Below are 22,926 nucleotides of genomic sequence, written 5' to 3' on the forward strand. Positions count from 1 at the left end.
GTCGGAACTTCTCTGCGGACCGTCTGTGGAGGGCGCCGGGCGCGGGGCTCGCGCGCCCCGCTCCGGAGGCACCGCCCCCGCGACTAGGTCGACAGCAGGCGCGCCCCGTGGACCGGGCCGGAGACCCGCACGGCACTCAGCCGCGCGGAGCTCAGCTCGCGCTGCAGGTCGGCCGCCGCATCGGCGTCCGGAGCGAGGAACGCGACGGTCGGTCCGGACCCCGAGACGAGGCCGCCGAGCGCTCCGCGGCCCTCGCCGAGCTCGAGGATGCGGGCGAGCCCTGGCTGCAGGTGCAGCGCCGGCGCCTGGAGGTCGTTGTGCATCGCGTCGGCGAGCATGGCGGCGTCGCCGGCGCGGAGGGCCTGCAGCACGTTGGGATCGATGGCGGGGGTCGCCGAGATCGGGCGGAAGTCGTGCAGGTGGCGCTCGCGGTGCCGGTCGAGCTCGCTGTAGACCTCAGGGGTCGACAGGCCCTCCTCCGAGAGGACCAGCACCCACTCGAAGCGGCCCTTGGCGAGCGCCGGGCTCAGCTCGTCGCCTCGGCCGACCCCGATCGCGGTGCCGCCGGTGAAGGAGAAGGGGACGTCGGCGCCGAGGCTCGCGGCGATGCCGAGCAGCTGCTCCCTCGTGCAGGCCGTGCCCCAGAGCGCGTCGCAGGCGAGCAGGGTCGCCGCCGCGTCGGCCGAGCCGCCGCCCATGCCGCCGGCGATGGGGACGTTCTTCTCGATCTCGAGGTGCACGCCGCCGAGGTAGCCGGTCGCCCGGGCGAGCGCCCGAGCGGCCTTGATCGCGAGGTTGGAGCCGTCGACGGCCAGGCGGGAGGTGTCGATCGAGCCCGAGAAGGAGACCGAGAAGTCGGCCGCCTCCTCCGCGAACACGTCCTCGTAGAGGGAGAGCGACTGGAACGCGGTGGCCAGCTCGTGGTACCCGTCGTCGCGCACGGCGCCGACCTTGAGGAACACGTTGATCTTGCCTGGCGCCCGCGCGTGGACCCGGTTCGACGTCGCGCGGTGGGCCATGCATCCACGCTACAGGGTGGCGGAGGCGCCCTCGTCCGCACCCGGGGCGGGCTCCCCGTCGCCGTCCGCGTCGTCCCCGTCGGTCTCCGCCAGCGACCCGTCGGGCACCGCCGCGCCGCGCACGGGGACCCGCGCCGGATCGAGCTCGCGGCCCAGGCGGACGAAGGCGGCGACGTCCAGCTCCTCGCCGCGCGCGGTCTGCGGGACGCCGGCCCGCTCGAGCGCGACGATCGCCGCGGCGCTGTCGCCGAAGAGGGTCGCGAGCGACTGGCGGAGCATCTTCCTCCGCTGCGCGAACGCCGCGTCGACGACCGCGAAGACGGCGCGGCGCAGGGTCTCGTCGCCCGGCTCCTCGCCGCGGTCGAACGCGACGAGCACGCTGTCGACGTTCGGCACCGGCCAGAAGATCTGACGCGAGACCGCGCCGCCCGTCGTCCAGGAGCCGAACCACGCCGCCTTGACGCTCGGGCCGCCGTAGACCTTGGAGCCGGGACCGGCGGCGAGCCGGTGCCCGACCTCGGACTGCACCATCACCACTCCGGACCGGATGCTGGCGAAGTGCTCGAGGAAGTGCAGGAGCACCGGCACCGAGATGTTGTACGGGAGGTTGGCGACGAGCCGGACCGGCTCCCCCGGCAGGTCGAGCACCTTCATCGCGTCGGCGTGCACGACCGCGAGATCGGCGCCCGGCGCCATCAGCTCGACGGTGCGCGGCAGCTGCTCGGCGAGGCGCCCGTCGATCTCGACGGCCACGACCTGTGCGCCCGCCTCGAGCAGGCCGAGGGTCAGCGATCCGAGGCCGGGGCCGATCTCGACGACGGTCTCCCCCGGGCGCACCCGAGCGAGCTTGACGATGCGGCGGACCGTGTTGGCGTCGTGCACGAAGTTCTGGCCGAGCTTCTTGGTCGGCGTGACGTCGAGGAGGCCGGCGAGGTCGCGGATCTCGGCCGGGCCGAGCAGGCGCGGGATCGCGGCGGCCGTCGGCTCGGCGGCGTGGCGGCCGCTCATGCGAGGGGTCCGACCGGCTCCGTCGGCTCGGAGCCGACCTCGCCGCCCCACTCGCCGTACACGGCCTCCGTGTTCGACGCGATCGTCGCGGCGAGGTGGCCGACGTCGGTCTCGAGGGTCGCGGCCATCGAGCGCAGGGTGTGCGGGAGGAGGTAGGGCGCGTTCGGGCGGCCGCGGAAGGGCGACGGAGTGAGGTACGGCGCGTCGGTCTCGACCAGGATGAGGTGCCGCGGAGTCGCGACGAGCGCCTCCCGCAGCGGCTCGGCGTTCTTGAACGTCACGGTGCCGGCGAAGGAGAGGTACCAGCCCTCGTCCGTGCACATCCGCGCCATCTCCGCGTCCCCGGAGAAGCAGTGGAAGACGGTGCGCTCGGGGGCGCCGACGCGGCGCAGGGTCTCGATGACCTCGCGGTGCGCGTCGCGGTCGTGGATCTGCAGCGCGAGGTCGTGCTCCTTCGCGATGCGGATGTGCTCCTCGAAGGAGCGGAACTGCGCGGCGCGGCCGCTCTCGCCGGTGCGGAAGAAGTCGAGCCCGGTCTCGCCGATGGCGCGCACCCGCGGCTGCTCCGCCAGCTCGGCGATCACGGCGAGGGCGGCGTCGAGCTCGCCGCGCTGCTCCAGCTCGGGCGCCTCGTTGGGGTGGATCGCGACGGCGGCCAGCATGCGCGGCTCGCTCGCCGCCTGCTCGGCCGACCAGCGGCTCGTCTCGACGTCCGTGCCGACCTGGACGACGCCGCGGACCCCGACGGTGGAGGCCCGGTCGAGCTGCTCGCGGTGGTCGAGCGGCTCGAGGCCGTCGGCGATCTCGAGGTGCGTGTGGTTGTCGTAGACGGGGACGACGAGCGCCTCGGGCAGCGGCGGGTACGTCAGGTCGCGGCCGGACGAGGCCTCGCGGGAGCGGACGTGCTGGCTGTCGGTCATGCGCTCCAGGCTACCGGGAGGGCTCGCGCGGGCCGGAGTCCCGGGTGGACGAGGGCCGAGAGGCGGCCGCTGAGGCGCCCTGAGCGGATCGGGTCAGCACCCGATCGGATCGGGACAGCCCGCCTCCCGCGCCGCCGGGAGGCTGGAGCCATGACAGACACCGAGCTCCTCGCCCACTCCGCACCCGGCTCCCTCGCCGGGCGCCATGCCCTCGTCACCGGATCCTCGAGCGGGATCGGTGCAGCCATCGCCCGCCGGCTCGCCGGGGCCGGCGCTCATGTCCTCGTGCACGGACGCGACCCCGAGCGGGTCGGGTCCGTCGTCCGCGGCATCCGCGCCGACGGGGGCACCGCCTCCGCGCTCGTCGCCGACCTCGCGGGCACGCCGGAGGAGACCCGCGCCGTCGCCGAGCGGGCGCTGACCCTCCTCGACGGGCGGATCGACGTCCTCGTCAACAACGCCGGAGTGTTCCCGGTGGGGCCGACCGCCGACCTCAGCGACGCCGATGTCGAGTCCCTCCTCACCACGAACATCCGCGTGCCGCACCAGCTCGTCGCGGCGATCGCCCCGGCCATGGCCGAGCGCGGGAGCGGAGTGGTCGTCAACATCACCTCGTGGATGGGACGGGTGGGAACGCCCGGGACCGCGCTCTACCCCGCGACCAAGGCGGCGCTGGAGCACCTCACGCGGGCGTGGGCGGCCGAGTACGGCCCGAGCGGCGTGCGCGTGGTCGCCGTCGCGCCCGGCGCGACCCTCACGCCCGGCAACGAGCACGCCGCGGCGATCCTGGAGCAGATGACCGCGTCCGCCCCCGCCGGCCGGCCCGGACGTCCGGACGAGATCGCCCTGGCCGTGCGCTGGCTCGTCTCGGACGAGGCCTCGTACGTCCACGGCACGACGCTCGACGTCGACGGAGGCATCGTCGGCGCCCGCGTCTGACGCCGCGGCACGCGCCGCTCGGAGTCCCCGCGACAGCGCCCGCCGCTCAGTGGATCTGGACGAGCGGCCCGGGGTGGAGCGCGGCGTCGGCCGCGGGGGTCGTCTCGTAGGCGCGGCGGTAGTCGCGCCCGAAGTGCGACGCGCTCGCGTAGCCGACCGCGGCCGCGGCCTGCGCGGCGGTGTCGCCCCGGACCAGGAGCAGCCTCCTGGCCTCCCCGAGGCGGAGCCGCCGCAGGTAGCCCAGCGGCGACATCCCGGTCAGCTCGCGGAAGCGGCGGGTGAGTGTGGGCACGCTGGTGCCCGCCTCCGCGGCGAGCGCGCCGAGGGTCCATCCGCGCGACAGCGACGCGCTCATCGCCTCGACCGCGCGGGAGACGGCCTCCGAGCGGACGGTGCTGGACGCGGCCAGCAGCCGGGGCGCCTGGTCCGTCTGCAGCAGCCGCAGCACGAGCTCGCGCGTGATCGCGGGGGCGAGCACCGGGATGTCGGCGGGGGCGTCGAGCAGACGGAAGAGTCGGCGCAGCGAGTCGGCCATCTCCTCCGTGACCGTGCCGATCCGCGGGGCGGGAACCCGCGGGGCCGTCCGGGGAGCGAGCGCCGCGATCTCGGCCACCACGAGCGGGTCGAGATGCCAGTTGGCCGACAGGAAGTCGCCGCGGTCGCCGGTCTCCACGACGGCCGCGACCACCGGCAGATCGACGGGGGTGATCAGGAAGCGGCCGGCGCCCCACCGCTCGTCGGAGTCGCCGACCACCGAGCGCTTCCGGCCGGCCAGCACCAGGCTGAGGGTCGGCGGGAACCGGGTGTAGACGAGCTCGGTCGGAGCGGTCACCCGGTGCAGGCGCAGGGCGAGCGCGGCGGCGCGCTCGGGGTGCCCGACGTGGCGCCGAGTGAGCTCGGCCGCCTGCTCGAGAGCGTCGAGCACCTCGCGCGTCATCAGCGCCCCGCCGTCCACGGAGCGGAGGGCCGCTCGCACCCGGCCCCCCGCGTTCGGATCACGGCCGTCGGGCACTCCCCTGCGGATCCTCCGCCGGCGAGTCCGCACCGCTCGGCTGCTCGGTCCACGGGTCGAGGCGCGGCCGTCAGGACGCGGGAGCCTCGATGCGCGGGAAGAGCGCGGCGAGCGTGCCGACGGTGGTGCCGACGGGGAGGACTCCCCACCGGCCCGCCTGGCGGATCGGCTGCGCGGTGAGGGCGCCCAGCGACTCCATCACGCCGAGCGCCTCCCAGAGGGACGCCGTCGCGCGCGGCACGACCGGCGAGAGCAGCACGGCCAGGGCGCGGAGCCCCTCCGTCGCGGTGTAGAGCACCGTGCCGAGGCGCTCGCGCTCCTCGCGCTTGGCGAGTGCCCACGGCTCCTGCTCGGTGATGTAGCCGTTGAGCTCCTCGACGATGCTCCACACGGCGGTGATCGCGTCGTGGATCGCGAGCGCGTCGATCGACCGGTCGGCCGACGCGGCGGCCTCGGCGACGATGCGCTGCACGCGCTCCTCCGCCTCGGTCGGCTCCCCCGGCGCGGGCACGACGCCGTCGTAGTAGCGGTGCAGCATCGCGACGACCCTCGAGGCGAGGTTGCCGAAGCCGTTCGCGAGCTCGGACTGGTAGCGCGCCGACAGGTCCTCCCACGAGAACGAGCCGTCCTGGCCGAAGGTGATGGCCCGGAGGAAGTAGTAGCGGAAGGCGTCGGAGCCGAAGGTGTCGGTGATCTGCTCGGGCGCGATGCCGGTGAGCTTCGACTTCGACATCTTCTCGCCGCCGACCAGCAGCCAGCCGTGGCCGAACACCTGCCGGGGGACCTCGAGGCCCGCGGCCATGAGCATGGCGGGCCAGATCACCGCGTGGAAGCGCAGGATGTCCTTGCCGACGATGTGGGTCGCGGGCCAGCGGCGCTCGAACTCCGCCTCGTCCTGGCCGTAGCCGACCGCGGTGATGTAGTTGAGCAGCGCGTCGAACCAGACGTAGACCACGTGCGAGTCGTCCCACGGGACCTTCACTCCCCAGTCGAAGCTGGAGCGGGAGATCGACAGGTCGGCCAGGCCCTGGCGGACGAAGCTGACGACCTCGTTGCGCGCCGACTCGGGCTGGACGAAGTCGGGACGCTCCTCGTAGAGCGCGAGCAGCCGCTCGGTGTACTCGCTCATCTTGAAGAAGTAGTTCTTCTCCTTCAGCAGCTCGACCGGCTTCGAGTGGATCTTGCAGACGTACTGGCCGGCGTAGTCGCCGGTGCCCTCCTCGAGGTCGGACAGCTGCTTGTACTCCTCGCAGCCCACGCAGTAGTAGCCCTCGTACTCGCCGGTGTAGATCGCGTCCTCGTCGTACAGCTTCTGCAGGAACTTCTGGACGTTGACCTCGTGCCGCGCGTCCGTGGTGCGGATGAAGTCGTCGTTGGCGATGTCGATGGTCTCGAGCAGCGGCTGCCAGGCGGTCCTCACGAGGCGGTCGGCCCACTCCTGGGGGGTCGTGCCGTTGGCGGTGGCGGTGCGGAGGATCTTCTGGCCGTGCTCGTCCGTGCCGGTCAGCAGCCAGGTGTCGTCGCCCGCCTGGCGGTGCCAGCGGGTGAGCACGTCGGCGGCGACCTCGGTGTACGCGTGCCCGATGTGCGGGACGTCGTTCACGTAGAAGATCGGGGTCGTGAGGTAGAAGGAGGCGCCGTCGGACATGGCGACCATCCTATTCACCGCGCGGCACCGCTCCCGGCGTGTGACGGAGGCCGTGGACGACCGGCCGCGATCGCCGCCGGGGAGGGAGCCCTCAGCCGCGGCGGGAGGCGAGCGCCGCCTCGTAGAGAGCGCGGCGCGAGAGCCCCGTGATCTCGGCGACCTCGGCCGACGCCTCCTTGAGCCGCGATCCGGCCTCGACGCGGGCCAGCACGTCGGCCAGCGCGTCCTCGAGCGACGCCTCCCTCGCGGGGGCTCCCTCGACGACCAGGCAGATCTCGCCGCGCAGGCCGTCGGCCGCCCACTCGGCCAGCTCGGCCGCCGTGCCGCGCCGGACCTCCTCGAACATCTTGGTGAGCTCGCGGCAGACGACGACGCGCCGCTCCGGGCCCATCGCCTCGACCAGGTCGGCGAGCGCGTCGCCGATCCGGTGCGGGGACTCGAAGAAGACCATGGTGCGCCGCTCGTCGACGAGCGCCCGGAAGGTCGAGACCCGCTCGCCGTGCCGGCGGGGCAGGAACCCCTCGAAGCTGAAGCGGTCCGTCGGGAGCCCGGACACGGCGAGCGCCATGAGCACCGCCGAGGGACCGGGCAGCGCGGTGACCGCGACTCCCGCCGCCACCGCCGCCTCGACCAGGTGGTAGCCCGGGTCCGAGACCGTGGGCATGCCCGCGTCGCTCAGCACGAGCAGGTCCTCCTCGCGGGCCAGCTCCACCAGCTCGGCGGCGCGCTCGCGCTCGTTGTGGTCGTGCAGCGCGTAGAGGGCGGGCCGGTTCTCGACGCCCAGGGCGCGCATCAGCTGGATGGTCACGCGCGTGTCCTCGGCGGCGACGTGGCGGGCGGAGCCCAGCGCCTCCACGAGCCGGCGGGAGGCGTCGCCGAGGTTTCCGATGGGAGTGCCGGCGAGGATGATCATGCCGCCAGTCTCCCAGGCCGGGTCCGGGGCCTCCCGCCGCGGATCGCCGCCGTCCCGGGAGGAGGCGCCCCGTTAGCATGGCCGGGTGACGGACCGACCGCAGCGCGACTTCGACGACCTGCTCCTGGACGCGGCGGGATCGGCACGCTCGGTCCCGGTGGAGCCCGCCGAGGCGTCCGCAACGCGGGAGCGCACCCCGCTCCCGGACGTGCCGCGCGGCTCCTGGTTCGACGACCTGCACGCCCGGCTCGTCGCCTCCCCCGCGCGCCGCCGGCTGTACGAGCTCGGACTGCCGCTGCTGGTGGTCGCCCTGGCCGCGGTGCTGCGGCTGTGGAACCTCGGCCACCCGCGCTCGCTCGTGTTCGACGAGACCTTCTACGTGAAGGACGCCTGGACCCTCTGGAACCTCGGGTTCGAGGGCGCCTGGCCCGAGAACCCGGACCCCGGCTTCGCGGCCGGCGACGTGGACACCTTCACGGGGGCGCCGTCCTTCGTGGTGCATCCGCCGCTGGGCAAGTGGATCATCGGGCTCGGGATGGGCGTGTTCGGCGCGGACGACAGCGTCGGCTGGCGCGTCGCGACCGCCGTCGTGGGGATCCTCGCCGTCGCGCTGGTGATCGTGATCGGCCGCCTCCTGTTCCGCTCCACCCTCCTCTCCTCCTTCGCGGGGCTGATGCTCGCGCTCGACGGCCACGCGATCGTGATGTCGCGGGTGTCGCTCCTGGACGGGATCCTGATGTTCGTCGCGCTCTGCGGGGTCGCGGCGGTGCTGCTGGACCGGCGCTGGGCCGAGCTGCAGCTGGCTCGGAAGGTGGCGGCGGGAGCGCTGCCGAGCTGGGGGCCGGTCCTGTGGTGGCGGCCCTGGCTGCTCGCGGCCGGCGTGCTCTTCGGCCTGGCCGCGGGCGTGAAGTGGACGGGCGTCTACTTCCTCGCGGCGTACGGCGTGTACGCGGTGGTCGTCGACGCGCTGATGCGGCGCCGCGCGGGCGTGCCGTTCTGGGGCAGCGGCGCGATCCTCAAGCAGGGTCCGGTCACCTTCCTCCTGGTCGTGCCGATCGCCCTGATCGCCTACCTCGTCACCTGGACGGGCTGGCTGCGCACCTCCGGCGGATGGGCCCGGCAGTGGGCGTCGGAGGCGCCCGGCAACGCCTGGACCGGGGCTCTGGCGTGGGTGCCGGACTGGGCGCAGAGCCTCTGGCACTACCACGTGCAGATGTACGACTACTCGATCAACCTGCGGGCCTCGCACCCCTACGAGGCGAACCCGCTCACCTGGCTGCTCATGCTCCGACCGACCAGCATGTACTTCGTCGACCAGGCGACGGGCGTCGACGGCTGCACCGCCGCACGCTGCGACGAGGCGATCACCTCGGTCGCCAATCCGCTCATCTGGTACGCCGGAGTCCTGGCGCTGGTGTACCTCCTCTTCCGGCTCGCGCGGTACCGGGAGTGGCGCGCCGGCTTCGTGCTGATGGGGATCGTGGCGGGCTACCTGCCGTGGCTGCTCTACCTCGACCGAACGGTGTTCCAGTTCTACTGCGTCGTCTTCGAGCCCTACATGATGCTGGCGCTGGCGCTGACGGCCGGGATCGTGATCGGGAGTCCGGGCGACGAGCGGAGGCGGCGCACCCGGGGCGTCCTCGTGGTGCTCGTCTTCGCGGTGGCGGCGGCGGCGCTGACGGCCTACTTCCTGCCGCTCTGGATCGGCGCGCAGACGTCCTTCGCCTTCTGGCAGGCCCACATGTGGCTGCCCTCGTGGGTCTGATCCGGCGGCTGGGCCCGGGAGTCGCGGCCTGCGCGGTCGCGGCGGTGATCGCGGCCCTGCTGCACGCGGCGGTGCCGGCAGTGCCGATGCTGACCGCGGCGGTCGCGCTCGGGATCCTCGTGGCGCAGCTGCCCGCGGCGCGCCCCCTGCTGAGCGGGGCGCTGGCGCCGGGCCTGAAGTTCTCGTCCCGCTCGCTGATGCGCACCGGCATCGTCCTGCTCGGGCTGAAGCTCTCGCTGATCGACATCGCTGCGCTGGGCTGGGGCGCGATCCTGGTCGTGGTCGGGATCGTCCTGGCCACCTTCGGCCTGACCTGGGCGCTGGGCCGGGCGCTCCGGCTGCCCGGGCAGGAGCCGCTGCTGCTCGCGGCGGGCTTCTCGATCTGCGGGGCCTCGGCGATCGGCGCGATGGCCGGAGCGACCCGGGCGAAGGAGCAGGAGCAGGCGACGCCGGTCGCGCTGGTGACGCTCTGCGGCACGCTCGCGATCGCGGTGCTCCCCGCCCTGCAGCAGCCGCTCGGGCTCTCCGACGTGCAGTTCGGGCACTGGGTCGGCGCCTCGGTCCACGACGTGGGCCAGGTGGTGGCGACGGCCCAGGTGGCGGGTGCGTCGGCGCTGGCCGTGGCGGTCGTGGTGAAGCTGACCCGCGTGGTCATGCTGGCGCCGATGGTCGCGGTGGCGGCGGCGGTCACGAGGCGCGGCGGCGGGACCGGCGGGACGCGCCCGGCGATCGTGCCGCTGTTCGTGGTCGGGTTCCTCGCCGCGGTGCTGCTGCGCACGCTCCTCCCCCTGCCGGAGGGACTGCTCGCCGCCGCCGACACCGCGCAGACCTGGCTCCTCGCCGCGGCGCTCTTCGCGCTCGGCAGCGCCGTCCGGGTGCGCGCGCTCGTGACGACGGGGTGGCGTGCTCTGCTCGTCGCCCTGGTGTCGTGGGCGGCGATCGCGGCGATGGGACTGGCCGCGGTGCAGCTGGCGCTCTGATCGGCGCTCCGATCCGCTCGACCGCTCTGTCGCGCACGGTCGCTCTGTCGCGCACGGTCGCTCTGCACTGCGGGGCCGCTCTGTTACGCGATGCGTCGCTCCGGGGCGGCGGTGTCGGCGGCTCCCGCTAGCGTCGATCGCATGGCAGATCGTGAGTACGGCTTCAAGACGCGTGCGATCCACGCGGGCAACATCCCCGACGCGGTGACGGGCGCCCGCGCTCTGCCGATCTACCAGACCAGCGCCTTCGTCTTCGACGACACCTCCGACGCCGCGGCCCGCTTCGCGCTGCAGAAGTACGGCAACGTCTACTCGCGCCTGTCGAACCCCACGGTCGCCTCCTTCGAGGAGCGCGTCGCGAGTCTCGAGGGCGGCCTCGGCGCGGTCGCCACGGCCTCCGGGCTCTCGGCGCAGTTCATCACCTTCGCGGCGCTCGTCGGCGCGGGCGACCACGTGGTGTCCTCCGCCAACCTCTACGGCGGATCGATCACCCAGCTCGACGTCACGCTCCGCCGTTTCGGAGTGGACACCACCTTCGTCCGCTCGAGCGACCCGGCCGACTACGCGGCGGCGATCACCGAGAAGACCAAGGTGCTCTACGCCGAGACGATCGCGAACCCCTCCGGCGAGATCGCCGACATCGAGGGCCTCGCCGCGGTCGCGCACGCCGCCGGCATCCCGCTGATCATCGACTCCACGGTCGCCACGCCCTACCTCGTCCGCCCGATCGAGTGGGGCGCCGACATCGTCGTCCACTCGGCCACCAAGTTCCTCGGCGGACACGGCACCACGCTCGGCGGCGTCGTCGTCGAGTCGGGGCGCTTCCACTACTCCCCCGAGAAGTTCCCGCTGCTGCACGACCCGGTGGCCTCCTACGGGGACCTGTCGTGGGACGGCAACTTCGGGGAGTACGGCTTCCTCACGCGCCTGCGCGCGGAGCAGCTGCGCGACATCGGGCCGGTCCTCGCTCCGCACTCCGCGTTCCTGCTCGCCCAGGGCGTCGAGACGCTGCCGTACCGGATCCAGGCGCACGTCGACAACGCGCGCCGCGTCGCCGAATGGCTCGACGCCGACCCCCGGATCGAGGCCGTCTACTGGGCCGGGCTCCCCGCGCACCCGCACCACGACCGCGCGCAGAAGTACCTGCCGAAGGGACCGGGCTCGGTCTTCAGCTTCGTGGTCAAGGGCGGCCGCGCCGTCGGCCAGACCTTCATCGAATCGGTCGACCTCGCCAGCCACCTCGCCAACATCGGCGACGCGAAGACGCTGGTGATCCACCCCGCCTCGACCACCCACGCCCAGCTCACCGAGGACCAGCTCCTCCACGCGGGCGTCCTCCCCGGACTCGTCCGCCTCTCCGTCGGAATCGAGGACGCGGACGACATCATCTACGATCTCGACCAGGCGCTCGCCCGCGCGGTCGAGGAGCACGGCACCCCCGACGCTCCGACCGAGCTCCCCGAGGACACGACCACCACCCTGCACACCCCGGCCGTGGAGGTCTGAGCATGAGCACCACCGGCACCACCGACACCGCCGACACCGCCGACACGGTCGTCCAGCTGTCCAACGGGCTGAGCTGCTCGGTCCCGGCGAACTCGCCGCTGGCGAAGATGCTGCGCTCGCAGCGCACCTGGGTGGGCCCCGACGCCCGCAGGCGACTCGACATCCTCCGCCGCGCGAAGACCGTGGCGATCGTCGGCGCCTCGCCGAACCCGGCCCGCTCCTCCTACTTCGTCGCCACCTACCTGCAGCAGTCGAGCGACTACGAGCTCTACTTCGTGAACCCGAACGCCACCGAGATCCTGGGGCAGCCGGTCTACCGCAGTCTCGCCGAGCTCCCGGTCGTGCCCGACATCGTCGACGTGTTCCGCAAGGCGAGCGACATCCCCGCCGTGATCGACGACGTCCTCGCCGTCGGCGCGCCCACGGTCTGGGTGCAGCTGGGGATCTGGAACCAGGAGGCGGCCGAGTACGGCGAGTCGAAGGGCCTGATCGTCGTGATGGACCGCTGCATCAAGGTCGAGCACGCCCGCTTCCATGGCGGCCTGCACCTGCTCGGCTTCGACACCGGCCAGATCTCGGCGCGCAAGACGCTGCGCTGACCCGCCGCAGACCCTCGTCGACGCCGGATCTCCGTGGCTCTTCGTCGCGGGCGCGGCTCGGGCGGCGCAGTCCGCCGGCCCCGGCGTAGTCTCGGTGGATGAGCGCCTACGTCTCCGTCCTCGACCTGTTCAGCGTGGGGATCGGCCCGTCCAGCTCGCACACCGTCGGACCGATGCGCGCCGCCCTCGCCCTCGCCGAGCGGATCCGCGACGCCGGGCTCCTCGGCCGCGTGAGCCGGGTGGGCTGCACCCTCTACGGCTCGCTCGGCTCCACCGGGATCGGCCACGGCACCCCCGACGCGGTGGTCGCCGGTCTCGCCGGCCTGGACCCCGAGACGTGCGACCCGGCGCTGGTGCGCGGGGCCTGGCAGCGCCTCGACGCGGAGGGGACGATCCTCCTGGCCGGCGAGCAGCGCCTCGCGATGACGCGCGACGACGTCGTCTTCGAGCCGCGCACGAGGCTGCCGGAGCACCCGAACGCCCTCACCTTCAGCGTCTGGGTCGGAGACGACCCGCTGCCGGTGTGGGAGGAGACCTACTACTCGATCGGCGGCGGCTTCATCCGGCGCGCGGGCGAGCGCGCCGAGCTGGCTGCGCTGGCCCCGCACCCCTACCCCTTCGTCTCCGGGCTCGACCTGCTGGCGACCTGCGACCGGACCCGCTCCGGCATCGCCGAGATCGCCGCCGCGAACGAGCGCGCTCTGCACCCCGGGGTCGACATCGACGCCCGGCTCGACGCGATCTGGGACGCCATGGCCGCCTGCGTCGAGCACGGCCTGGCGACCGATGGCGTGCTGCCGGGCGGCCTGGGCGTCCGCCGCCGCGCCTCGGTGCTGCGCGAGCGGCTCGAGGCCTTCGAGGAGGACCCGCTCGACCGCGCCCGCGCGACCTCGGTGGAGTGGCTCCACGCCTTCGCCCTCGCGGTGAACGAGGAGAACGCCGCAGGCGGGCGCGTCGTGACGGCTCCGACGAACGGAGCGGCGGGCATCATCCCCGCCGTCGGGCACTACTACCTCCGCTTCGTCCCGGGCGCCGACCGCGCGGGGCTGCGCCGCTTCCTCCTCACCGCCACCGCGATCGGCTCGCTCTGCAAGACGAACGCCTCGATCTCCGGTGCGGAGGCGGGCTGCCAGGGCGAGGTCGGCTCGGCCTGCGCGATGGCTGCCGGAGCGCTCTGCGCGGTGCTCGGCGGCAGTCCGCGCCAGGTCGAGAACGCGGCCGAGATCGCGATGGAGCACCACCTCGGACTGACCTGCGACCCGGTCGGCGGGCTCGTGCAGATCCCCTGCATCGAGCGGAACGCGATCGCCTCCTCCACCGCCGTGAGCGCGGCCCGCCTCGCGCTGCACGGCGACGGCGACCACCGCGTCTCGCTCGACGCGGTCATCGAGACGATGCGCCAGACCGGCATCGACATGTCGTCGAAGTACAAGGAGACGAGCGAGGGCGGCCTCGCGGTCAACGTCATCGAGTGCTGAGCGCCCGGCGGCGTCCGTGACCGTGCGTGACGCACGGGGGCGCGCCTGTCGGCGGTCGCGCCTACCGTGGGGCGGGTGAGCACCTCCTCCGCCCCGTACCTCGCCCGGCCGATCGTCTCGACCCAGTGGCTCGCCGACCAGCTCGGCCGCGAGCACCTCGTCGTCGTCGACGCCAGCGTGCTGCTCGTGCCCGGCTTCGACGGGCGGCCCGGCTACCTGAGCGGCGACGAGCAGTACCTCCTCGAGGGGCATGTCCCCGGCGCCGTGTTCGGCGACCTGCTCGAGCAGCTGTCCGATCCGGCGGCTCCCCTGCCCTTCACCCGGCTCGACCCGGAGCGCTTCGCCGCCGCGACCGCCGCGCTCGGCATCGACGACGACTCGGTGGTCGTCGTGTACGACTCCGCGGTCGGCCAGTGGGCCTCGCGCGTGTGGTGGCTGCTGCGCTCGGCCGGGCACGACGCCGTCGCGGTGCTCGACGGCGGGCTCCCGGCCTGGCGGCGGGAGGAGCGCCCGATCGAGACGGGGCACGTCGAGCCCGCGGTGAGCGGAGGCATCAGCGTGCGCGAGGAGCGGCCGCTCTGGATCGACAAGGCCGGCGTCGAGAGGGTCGTGCGCGGCGAGGCTCCCGGGGCGCTGGTCTGCGCGGTCCCGCCGAAGGAGTTCACCGGGGAGGAGGGGCGCCGCCCCCGCCTCGGACACCTGCCGGGCTCGCGGAGCGTCCCCGCCGGGCGGCTCGTCGACCGCGCCGACAACACGCTCCTGCCGCCGGAGCGGCTGCGGTCGCTGTTCGGAGACGCTCTCCAGGCCGAGCGGATCGTCCTCTACTGCGGCGGCGGGATCGCCGCGACGGCCGATGCGCTCGCCCTGGCGGTGCTCGGAGTCCACACGGCGGTCGTCTACGACGGCTCGCTCAACGAGTGGGCCGCCGACCCCGAGGCGCCGCTGGTGGTCACGGCCGCGTGAGCAGCTCCTCCGGGAGGCGGGTCGTCGGCAGGGCGCAGACGAAGGCCTCGCAGGAGTAGGCGGTCGGCAGCCCCTCCCGCGAGATCCGCCCCTCGAACAGCTCGAAGCCCGCGTCCGCCCAGTCCCGGGCGCCCTCGTCGGACACGCCGACCAGCACGCCGATCCCGGCGGACCGTGCGCCCTGCACCGCCTCCGCCGCTCCGGGGCCCACGACGACCAGCTGCCGCACCGGGCGAGCCAGCCGCGAAGCGAGCCCGAGCACGGCGCCGAAGCCCATCGGCCGGCGGACCGCGCCCGGAGCGATCGAGGCGACGACCGCCTCGGCCGCCTCCCGGTAGCGCTGCGATCCGGTGAGCAGGTACAGCTCGTGCGCCGCGTCCGCCGTCGCCGACAGGCCGGAGGGGTAGGCGCCCTCGGAGGGATCGGCCGCGAGCAGGAGTCCCCGCGCGGTCAGCGCCGGGTCTCCTCCCCCGGGCAGCGCGAACGGCAGCGGGCCGTCGGCCGCGTCGAGCGCGCCGTCGATCAGGGTGCGCGCCGCGACCGCGTAGCGCGGGCGGCCCTCCGCCAGGGCGAGCTCGAGGAGCCCGCCGGCCAGCATCCCGAGGTCCTCCAGCGCCGGGCGGGCCGCCGAGACGGCACCGTCGAGGGAGGCGCGCACCGCGACGCGGCCGTCGACGAGGTGCCGCTGCAGCACCGCGTCCGCCGCGCGCCGGGCGGCGTCGATCCACTCCTCCCGTCCGAGCACGCGTCCGGCGCGGGCGAGCGCGCGGATCGCCAGGCCGTTCCAGCCGGTGACGACCTTCTCGTCGAGAGCGGGAGGCGCGAGGCGGGACCGGTCCTCGGCGAGGTAGTAGCCGCCCTCCGAGCGCTGACCGTCGACGATGCTCTCCGAGTCCTGCGCCGACGCGAAGCCGCCGCCCGGCCGCTCGAGAGTGGTCAGGAGGAACGCGGCGACGCCCTCCGCGATCCCGGTCAGCTCCGCCATCCGGGCCCCGTCGTGCCCGAGCAGGACGGCAGCGACGTCGAGCAGCTGCGCGTTGTCGTACAGCATCCGCTCGTAGTGCGGATCGCTCCAGTCGGCCTGCGTCGCGTAGCGGAAGAAGCCTCCGTCGCGGTCGCGGAGAGGGGACGCGGCCAGCGCGAGCAGCGTGCGCTCGGCGAGCGCCGCTCCCGAGGGCCGCGAGGCCAGGAACCCGAGCACGGGGGCCACCGGGAACTTCGGGGCGCCGCCGAAGCCGCCGTGCACCCGGTCCTCCTCGTCCGCGAGTGCGCGGACGGCGCCGTCGAGCTCGGCGTCGCCGGGCAGCGCGGCATCGGCGGGCAGCGCCGCGGTCGCCTCGCGCAGGGCCGCGGCCAGGCCGCCCGCCGTCGCCTGCACCTCGTCGCGCCGCAGCCGCCACGCCTCCGAGACCGCGTCGAGGACGTCGGAGAAGGCGGGCACGCCGCCGACGGCGCGCGGCGGGAAGTAGGTGCCGGCGAAGAAGGTCTCGCCGGCGGGGGTGGCGAAGGCCGTCAGCGGCCAGCCGAGCTGTCGGGTGAACGCGCTCGCGGCCGTCAGGTAGGCCGTGTCGACGTCCGGGTGCTCCTCGCGGTCGACCTTCACCGCGACGAAGTCCGCGTTCAGCCGCGCGGCGAGCACCGGATCCGAGAACGACTCCCGCGCCATCACGTGGCACCAGTGGCAGGTGGAGTAGCCGATCGACACCATCACCGGGACGTCGCGGCGCACCGCCTCGGCGAACGCCTCCTCGCCCCAGGGGAACCAGTCGACCGGATTGTCCGCGTGCGAGCGGAGGTAGGGGCTGACACTGGAGCGCAGACGATCGGCCATGCGCTCCACGCTAGACGCGGGCGGAGCCTGCGGTGAGGGGGTTGCCGCGGGACGGAGGGTCAGGAGGTCCGCGGAGCGCCGACGTCCGCGGGTCTCCCACGCCGTAGGGCCGCCCGACCGCTCAGCGCTCGAAGAACCAGCCCGACGGCCGCTCCGTGCCGCGCACGACCGTGCCGCTTCCGCCGCTCCCGCCGCGACGGCCCACCGCCAGGTAGGCGAGGCTGCCGATGAACGGCGCGATCACGATGAACGCCACCCAGGAGACCTTCGCGACCTTCGAGAGCCTCGGGTTCGACAGCACGCCCCGGATCGCGAAGAGCAGCAGCACGATGTTCAGCACGACCAGCAGGGACTGCGGATTCATCGGGGTGCTCCACGGGATCGTGCGCCGCGGTCGACCGGCGCCGGAGCGCCCGACCGGGCAGGGTGGCCCGCGATGTTTCACGAGACAGGGCATTGTCGCACGCGGCGTAGGATGGAGGGCTCATGTCAGACGTGCTCAGCATCCGCTACCCGCCCGAACTCCCCGTGTCGGCGCGGCGCGAGGACATCGCCGCCGCGATCCGCGACCACCAGGTGGTCATCGTCGCCGGCGCGACCGGATCGGGCAAGACGACCCAGCTGCCGAAGATCTGCCTGGAGCTCGGCCGCGAGAGCATCGCGCACACGCAGCCCCGGCGCATCGCCGCGCGCACCATCGCCGAGCGCATCGCGGAGGAGCTCGACGACGAGGTCGGCGGGCTGGTCGGCTACCAGGTCCGGTTCACCGACAAGGCGTCCGCCTCGACGCGGATCAAGCTGATGACCGACGGCATCCTGCTCAACGAGATGAACCACGACCGGATGCTCAGCCGGTACGACACGATCATCATCGACGAGGCGCACGAGCGCAGCCTCAACATCGACTTCCTCCTGGGCTACCTGCACCGCCTGCTGCCGCAGCGCCCCGACCTGAAGGTGATCATCACCTCGGCGACGATCGACCCGCAGAGCTTCGCGGCCCACTTCGCCGACGCCGCCGGCGAGCCCGCGCCGATCATCGAGGTCTCCGGCCGCACCTACCCGGTCGAGATCCGCTACCGCCCGCTGGTCGCCGAGGAGCCGGAGGAGGACGACGACACCGACGTCCCCGACGCGACGAGCGGCAGCCGCGACCTGATGACCGGCATCGCCGACGCCCTGGCCGAGCTGGCGCGCGAGGATCCGGGCGACGTCCTGGTGTTCCTCTCGGGCGAGAACGAGATCCGCGACGCCGAGGACGCCATTCGGGGCCGCAACCTGCCGGGCACCGAGGTGCTCCCCCTCTACGGGCGCCTGTCGGCGGCCGATCAGCACCGCGTCTTCGAGAAGGGGCGCACCCCCGGCGTCCGCCGCCGCGTCGTGCTCGCGACCAACGTGGCGGAGACGAGCCTCACCGTCCCCGGGATCCGCTACGTGATCGACGGCGGCACGGCCCGCATCTCGCGCTACAGCGCGCGCTCGAAGGTGCAGCGGCTGCCGATCGAGGCGGTGTCGCAGGCCTCCGCGAACCAGCGCTCCGGCCGCTCGGGCCGCACCAGCGCGGGCATCGCGATCCGCCTCTACTCCGAGGAGGACTACCTCCGCCGCCCCGAGTACACCGATCCCGAGATCCTCCGCACGGGCCTGGCCGCGGTCATCCTGCAGATGATCTCGCTCGGACTGGGCGACATCGCCTCGTTCCCGTTCCTCACTCCGCCCGACTCCCGCGGCATCAAGGACGGCCTCGATCTGCTCACGGAGCTCGGCGCCCTCCGCGTCCCCGGCTCCCCCTCCACCGCCTCCGCTGCTCCACGGGATGCCGCTCCGGTGCGCGGCACACCGCCGAGCGCGCACTCGAGCGGCATCCCGCGCAAGGGGGCGGAGGCCGCGCCGCAGCTCACGCGCATCGGGCGCGACCTCGCGCGGCTCCCCATCGATCCGCGCTTCGGCCGGATGGTGATCGAGTCACGCCGCCACGGCGTCAGCCGCGAGGTGATGGCGATCGTCGCGGGCCTCACGATCCAGGACGTCCGCGAGCGCCCGCTCGAGCGCCGGTCGCAGGCCGACCAGCAGCACGCGCGCTTCGTCGATCCCACCAGCGACTTCCTCACCCTGCTGAACCTCTGGAACTACGTGGAGGAGAAGCAGGAGGAGCTCTCCTCGAGCGCCTTCCGGCGCCTGTGCAAGGCCGAGTACCTCAACTACCTGCGCGTGCGCGAGTGGCAGGACGTGTTCCGCCAGCTGCGCCAGCTCGCGCGCCCCCTCAAGCTCGAGCTGGGCGAGCCGAAGGTCGACCCCGACGGGATCCACCGGAGCCTCCTGGCCGGCCTGCTCTCGCACCTGGGCATCAAGGACACCACCTCGCAGCAGGCGCAGCGCGCGGCGAAGAGCCGCGAGCGCCAGAACGTGCAGTACATCGGCGCCCGCAACGCGAAGTTCTCGATCTTCCCCGGCAGCGCCCTGGCCAAGAAGCTCCCCGACGCGGTGATGAGCGCCGAGTTGGTCGAGACCAGCCGCCTCTTCGCCCGCTCGAACGCCGCGATCGATCCGGCCTGGGCCGAGGCGATCGCGGGCGACCTCGTCAAGCGGCAGTTCAGCGAGCCGCACTGGGAGAAGGCGCAGGGCGCGGCCGTCGCCTACGAGAAGGTCACGCTCTACGGCGTGCCGATCATCGCCCGCCGCCGCGTGCAGTTCTCGCGGATCGACGCCTCGTACGCCCGCGAGCTGTTCATCCGGCACGCCCTCGTCGAGGGCGAGTGGGAGTCGCGCCACGCCTTCGACCGCAAGAACCGGGCCCTGCGGGCCGAGCTCGAGCGGCTGGAGGAGCGCACGCGCCGCCGCGACCTGCTCGTCGACGACGAGGCCGTGTTCGACTTCTACGACCGCCGACTCCCCCGCGACATCACCTCGGTGCGCTCGTTCGACTCCTGGTGGCGGACGACCCAGCACGACGAGCCCGACCTGCTGACGATGACGCAGGAGACGCTCCTCCCCGAGGACGCGGAGCAGATCGACGAGACCGCGTTCCCCACGCAGTGGCGCCAGGCCGACCAGCGCTTCCGCCTCTCGTACCGGTTCGAGCCGGGGACGGAGGAGGACGGAGTGACGGTGCACGTGCCGCTCGCGCTCCTGCCCCGCGTGACGCCCCTCGGCTTCGACTGGCTGGTGCCGGGACTCCGGGCCGAGCTGGTCACCGCGATGATCAAGGCGCTGCCCAAGCACCTGCGCCGGAACGTGGTGCCCGCGAACGACTGGGCGCGCAAGCTCACCGCGTCCCTGCCGCACGACGTGCCGAACCCGCCGACGGAGTCGTTCGCGGCGACCCTGGCCGGAGCGATCCGCCGCGAGGCCGGCGTGGTGGTGCAGCCCGAGGACTTCGACCTCGAGCGCATCCCCTCGCACCTGCGGGTCACCTTCGCCGTCGCCGACGAGCGGGGGCGCACGGTCGCCGCCGGCAAGGAGCTCGCCCCGCTGGCCGAGCGCCTGCGCGGTCGGGTCCGCGACGAGGTCGCCCGCGTGGTCGAGGCCCGGGTCCCCGACGCGCTCGAGCGCCGGGGCCTGAAGACCTGGGACATGCCGGAGCTGCCCCGCGTCACCGACACCCGGCAGGGCGGGAACACCATCCGCGCCTACCCCGCCCTGATCGACGACGGCGACTCGGTCTCGATCCGCCTGCTCGCCACGGCCGAGGACCAGGCGCGCGAGCACCCGCGAGGCGTCCGCCGCCTCCTCCTGCTCGCGACGCCGAGCCCCGTCGCCTACGTGCAGCAGCACCTCACCTCGAACGAGAAGCTCGTGCTCGCGCAGAGCCCGTACCAGAACACGACCGCGCTCTTCACCGACTGCCTGCTCGCCTGCGTCGACGCGGTCCTCTGGCGGATGAAGCCCGACGGGATGCTCTTCCTCCGCGCCGAGTTCGACGCCGTGCGCGACCGGGTCTCGGCGAGCGTCATGGACGCGATGTTCGAGACCGTGAAGACGGTCACGACGATCCTCACCACCGCCCGGGGCGTCGAGAAGGCGCTCAAGGCCTCGACGAGCATGGCGCTCCTGCCCGCCCTCACGGATGCGCGGGAGCAGCTCTCCGGCCTGGTCTACCCGGGCTTCGTCTCGGCGACCGGAGTGGAGCGGCTGCGGCACCTCCCGCGCTACCTCGGCGGGATCACCGAGCGCTTCGGCAAGATCGCCGAGAACGTCGGGCGCGACCGCGTCTGGCTGAACGAGGTGCAGGCGGCCCAGGAGCTCTACCGGTCGGCAGGCGGCGTCGTGCCGCTGCCCGCGCACGCCCCGGAGCGGATCGCGCGCGCCCGCTGGATGATCGAGGAGCTGCGGGTGAGCTTCTTCGCGCAGTCGCTCGGCACCGCCGAGAGCGTGTCGCTGCAGCGGATCCGCAAGGTGCTGGCCGGCTGACGCGCCCCTCCGCGGAGGGAACCGCGACCCGTCGAGGGGCCCTCGGGCAGCGGTCTCCCTCGACGAACCGCAGTCCCCTCCGGAGCGCTAGTGTCGTCCGGTGGGCAGCTACACCGATCTCCTGAAGACCCCCGGGGTGGGGCGCATCATCCTCGCGCAGCTGACCGCGCGCTTCCCGTTCGGGATGCTCTCGCTGGCGTTCCTCCTGCACGTGGAGCGGGTGCACCACTCCTACGCCGCCGCCGGCCTGGTGCTCGGCTCGATGTCGATCGGGCAGGCCATCGCCGGGCCGCTGACCAGCCGCCTGATGGGGCGGCTCGGGATGCGCCGCGTGCTGACGATCACCCTCGTGGTCTGCGCGGGCGCGATCATCGCGATGGCCGTGCTCCCGCTCGAGGTGTGGCAGTTCGTCGTGATCGGGTTCATCGCCGGCCTGAGCATGCCGCCGGTGCAGCCGGCCGTGCGGACCATCTACCCCAAGATGGTCACCAGCTCGCAGCTGACCCCGCTCTTCTCGCTCGACGCCTCCGCTCAGGAGATCATCTGGGTGCTCGGCCCGGTGCTGGCGACGCTCGTGTCGATCCAGGTGTCGACGGTCGCGGGCATCCTGACGGCCGCCGCGTTCCTGATCGGCGGCGGGATCTGGTTCATCGCCTCGCCCGAGGTGGGCCGCGTCCGCATCCCGCGCTCGAAGCGCCGCCTCGGCGTGGTGCTCACGAAGCCCCCGGTGCTGCTGGCCACGGTCGTCGGCTTCCTCCTGATCGGCGCCTGCTCGGCGGTCGAGGCGGGCGTGGTCGCGGTGTTCGGCGAGGGCGGAGTCGAGTCGGGTGTCGTGCTCGCCGTGTTCGCGGCGGGCTCCCTGGTCGGCGGCCTCGCCCTCGGCCACATCCCGATCAGCCGGTGGGCGACCGCGCGGCGGATGCTGATCGTCACGGTCGGCATGGGCCTGGCGGCGGTCTCGACCGACTTCTGGTGGCTGTGCGTCACGCTGTTCCTCGCCGGCATCGGCATCGCCCCCGCTCTCGCGGCGCTGTTCGCGATCACCGCCTCGAGCGTGCGCTTCTCGGACACGGCGGAGGCCTACGGCTGGGTCGGCACCGGTCAGCTGATCGGCGCGGCGCTGGGCTCCGCGATCGCCGGCGTGCAGATCGACCAGGCCGGGCCGACCGCCGCCATCGTCGTCGCCGCGGCCTTCGCCCTGGTCGGCTTCCTGGTGCCCCTGCTCGGCCGCCGGTACCACCCGGATCTCCGCGGGCGCGACGCCAGCCCGCTTCCCGACACCGAGCCGGTCACGCTGCCCTCCTAGGCTGCCACCCCGGTTGTCCGGCGCCTGTCGGGCACCCTAGGGTGAAGGCCCACGACGGCGAGGGGGCGGCATGGGACTGCGGGAGGACGCGGAGGAGCTGGTGCGCGAGCACCGGCGCGCCGCCGCCCGGACCGACCTCCTCGACCCCTGGTCCGATCCGGAGACCCCGGAGTGGTGCACCGAGCTCGCCGCCGCGCTCTGGCAGGGGTCCTTCCGCCCGAGTCCCGTCTACTTCCGCCGCGAGGAGTCCTCCCACGCCTGGCGCGGCCCGCACTCGACCCGCCTGCACCACCTCGGCTACGGGTGGCAGCTCACCGCGCACCGCGAGCAGCACGGGGTCGTCGCCTCCGAGACGGCGGTGGTCCTCGAGACGGGCTCCCTCTGGCGGGGTCTCGGCATCGGCCGGCGCCCCGTGCGTGCGCTCCGCGGCCGACTCGGCGTCGAGGGCCTGCAGGCGGGCCACGACGTGCACTTCGCCGTGCGCGGCATCGACGAGCGCAGCGACGCGGAGCGCGCCGAGCGGCGCCTCCTCTTCGGGGTGGCCGGTCTCGCTGCGCTGATCGAGGACGACGTGCACGTGGGACCGCACGGCGAGCTCGACTGGAGCGTCTGAGGCGCATGCCAGCATG

18 protein-coding genes are annotated in these 22,926 nt (G+C 73.6%); 10 read left to right on the forward strand and 8 right to left on the reverse strand.

Going from position 1 to position 22,926, the window contains the following annotated elements; translation table 11 throughout:
- Window positions 1–83 precede the first annotated feature (83 nt).
- The 3 genes from GTU71_RS07490 to GTU71_RS07500 are packed head-to-tail and all read right to left on the reverse strand — an operon-like array spanning window position 84 to window position 2,947.
- Window positions 84–1,019, reverse strand: a complete 936-nt coding sequence (locus GTU71_RS07490; RefSeq protein WP_104288212.1) for a 4-(cytidine 5'-diphospho)-2-C-methyl-D-erythritol kinase — start codon at window positions 1,017–1,019, stop codon at window positions 84–86.
- Window positions 1,020–1,028: 9 nt separating this feature from the next.
- Entirely contained in the window at window positions 1,029–2,027 is a 999-nt protein-coding gene (rsmA, locus tag GTU71_RS07495; protein WP_181073461.1) for a 16S rRNA (adenine(1518)-N(6)/adenine(1519)-N(6))-dimethyltransferase RsmA, read from the reverse strand.
- A complete protein-coding gene (locus GTU71_RS07500; RefSeq protein WP_104222332.1) occupies window positions 2,024–2,947 on the reverse strand; it encodes a TatD family hydrolase in 924 nt (307 codons plus the stop codon). The genes rsmA and GTU71_RS07500 overlap by 4 nt, the downstream gene beginning before the upstream one ends.
- A 150-nt stretch (window positions 2,948–3,097) precedes the next feature.
- Here GTU71_RS07500 and GTU71_RS07505 point away from each other — a divergent pair, with 150 nt between their 5' ends.
- Window positions 3,098–3,886 carry an SDR family oxidoreductase gene (locus tag GTU71_RS07505; protein WP_104222330.1) on the forward strand — a complete coding sequence of 263 codons (789 nt, stop codon included), beginning with the start codon at window positions 3,098–3,100 and terminating at the stop codon, window positions 3,884–3,886.
- A gap of 46 nt (window positions 3,887–3,932) precedes the next feature.
- On the opposite strand, the gene GTU71_RS07510 is transcribed toward GTU71_RS07505, so the two are convergent.
- From GTU71_RS07510 to rsmI, 3 genes are all read right to left on the reverse strand, one after another.
- The gene (locus GTU71_RS07510) at window positions 3,933–4,898 is read right to left on the reverse strand and encodes an AraC family transcriptional regulator (protein WP_244230662.1); all 966 of its coding nucleotides are present in this window, start codon (window positions 4,896–4,898) and stop codon (window positions 3,933–3,935) included.
- Between the two features lie 70 nt (window positions 4,899–4,968).
- Window positions 4,969–6,546, reverse strand: a complete 1,578-nt coding sequence (gene metG / locus GTU71_RS07515) for a methionine--tRNA ligase (protein ID WP_159939577.1) — start codon at window positions 6,544–6,546, stop codon at window positions 4,969–4,971.
- A 91-nt stretch (window positions 6,547–6,637) separates the two neighbouring features.
- Window positions 6,638–7,459, reverse strand: coding sequence for a 16S rRNA (cytidine(1402)-2'-O)-methyltransferase (gene rsmI, locus GTU71_RS07520; RefSeq protein WP_104226923.1), 822 nt, complete (start codon window positions 7,457–7,459; stop codon window positions 6,638–6,640).
- Window positions 7,460–7,544: 85 nt separating this feature from the next.
- On the opposite strand from rsmI, the gene GTU71_RS07525 reads away from it, so the two are divergent.
- The 6 genes from GTU71_RS07525 (at window position 7,545) to GTU71_RS07550 (ending at window position 14,750) form a co-directional block, all read left to right on the forward strand.
- The gene (locus GTU71_RS07525) at window positions 7,545–9,224 is read left to right on the forward strand and encodes a phospholipid carrier-dependent glycosyltransferase (RefSeq protein WP_244230663.1); all 1,680 of its coding nucleotides are present in this window, start codon (window positions 7,545–7,547) and stop codon (window positions 9,222–9,224) included.
- Entirely contained in the window at window positions 9,215–10,204 is a 990-nt protein-coding gene (locus tag GTU71_RS07530; protein ID WP_244230664.1) for a putative sulfate exporter family transporter, read from the forward strand. Before GTU71_RS07525 ends, GTU71_RS07530 begins: the two co-directional genes overlap by 10 nt.
- A gap of 141 nt (window positions 10,205–10,345) precedes the next feature.
- On the forward strand, window positions 10,346–11,710 hold the full coding sequence (locus GTU71_RS07535; RefSeq protein ID WP_159939578.1) for an O-acetylhomoserine aminocarboxypropyltransferase/cysteine synthase family protein: 1,365 nt from the start codon (window positions 10,346–10,348) through the stop codon (window positions 11,708–11,710).
- A 2-nt stretch (window positions 11,711–11,712) separates the two neighbouring features.
- Window positions 11,713–12,309 carry a CoA-binding protein gene (locus GTU71_RS07540; protein WP_159939579.1) on the forward strand — a complete coding sequence of 199 codons (597 nt, stop codon included), beginning with the start codon at window positions 11,713–11,715 and terminating at the stop codon, window positions 12,307–12,309.
- Window positions 12,310–12,407: 98 nt separating this feature from the next.
- Window positions 12,408–13,787: an L-serine ammonia-lyase gene (locus GTU71_RS07545; RefSeq protein WP_104329440.1), complete on the forward strand. Its 1,380-nt coding sequence runs from the start codon at window positions 12,408–12,410 to the stop codon at window positions 13,785–13,787.
- 75 nt (window positions 13,788–13,862) lie between these two features.
- Complete coding sequence (locus GTU71_RS07550) at window positions 13,863–14,750, forward strand: rhodanese-like domain-containing protein (protein WP_159939580.1); 888 nt, start codon at window positions 13,863–13,865, stop codon at window positions 14,748–14,750.
- Here GTU71_RS07550 and GTU71_RS07555 read toward each other — a convergent pair.
- The gene (locus GTU71_RS07555; RefSeq protein ID WP_159939581.1) at window positions 14,737–16,581 is read right to left on the reverse strand and encodes a DUF255 domain-containing protein; all 1,845 of its coding nucleotides are present in this window, start codon (window positions 16,579–16,581) and stop codon (window positions 14,737–14,739) included. The genes GTU71_RS07550 and GTU71_RS07555 overlap by 14 nt on opposite strands.
- A gap of 121 nt (window positions 16,582–16,702) precedes the next feature.
- The gene (locus GTU71_RS07560) at window positions 16,703–16,945 is read right to left on the reverse strand and encodes a PLDc N-terminal domain-containing protein (protein WP_159939582.1); all 243 of its coding nucleotides are present in this window, start codon (window positions 16,943–16,945) and stop codon (window positions 16,703–16,705) included.
- 122 nt (window positions 16,946–17,067) lie between these two features.
- Here GTU71_RS07560 and hrpA point away from each other — a divergent pair, with 122 nt between their 5' ends.
- The 3 genes from hrpA to GTU71_RS07575 all read left to right on the forward strand — a co-directional run bounded on the left by hrpA (window position 17,068) and on the right by GTU71_RS07575 (window position 22,910).
- Window positions 17,068–20,991, forward strand: coding sequence for an ATP-dependent RNA helicase HrpA (hrpA, locus tag GTU71_RS07565; RefSeq protein WP_159939583.1), 3,924 nt, complete (start codon window positions 17,068–17,070; stop codon window positions 20,989–20,991).
- A 100-nt stretch (window positions 20,992–21,091) separates the two neighbouring features.
- Window positions 21,092–22,297, forward strand: coding sequence for an MFS transporter (locus GTU71_RS07570; RefSeq protein ID WP_104226915.1), 1,206 nt, complete (start codon window positions 21,092–21,094; stop codon window positions 22,295–22,297).
- Window positions 22,298–22,367: 70 nt separating this feature from the next.
- Window positions 22,368–22,910 (forward strand): hypothetical protein, encoded by a 543-nt coding sequence (locus GTU71_RS07575; RefSeq protein WP_104226914.1) that lies wholly within the window; start codon window positions 22,368–22,370, stop codon window positions 22,908–22,910.
- The last annotated feature ends 16 nt before the right edge of the window (window positions 22,911–22,926 follow it).

This window comes from Rathayibacter sp. VKM Ac-2762 (assembly GCF_009866585.1).
Lineage (GTDB): Bacteria > Actinomycetota > Actinomycetes > Actinomycetales > Microbacteriaceae > Rathayibacter.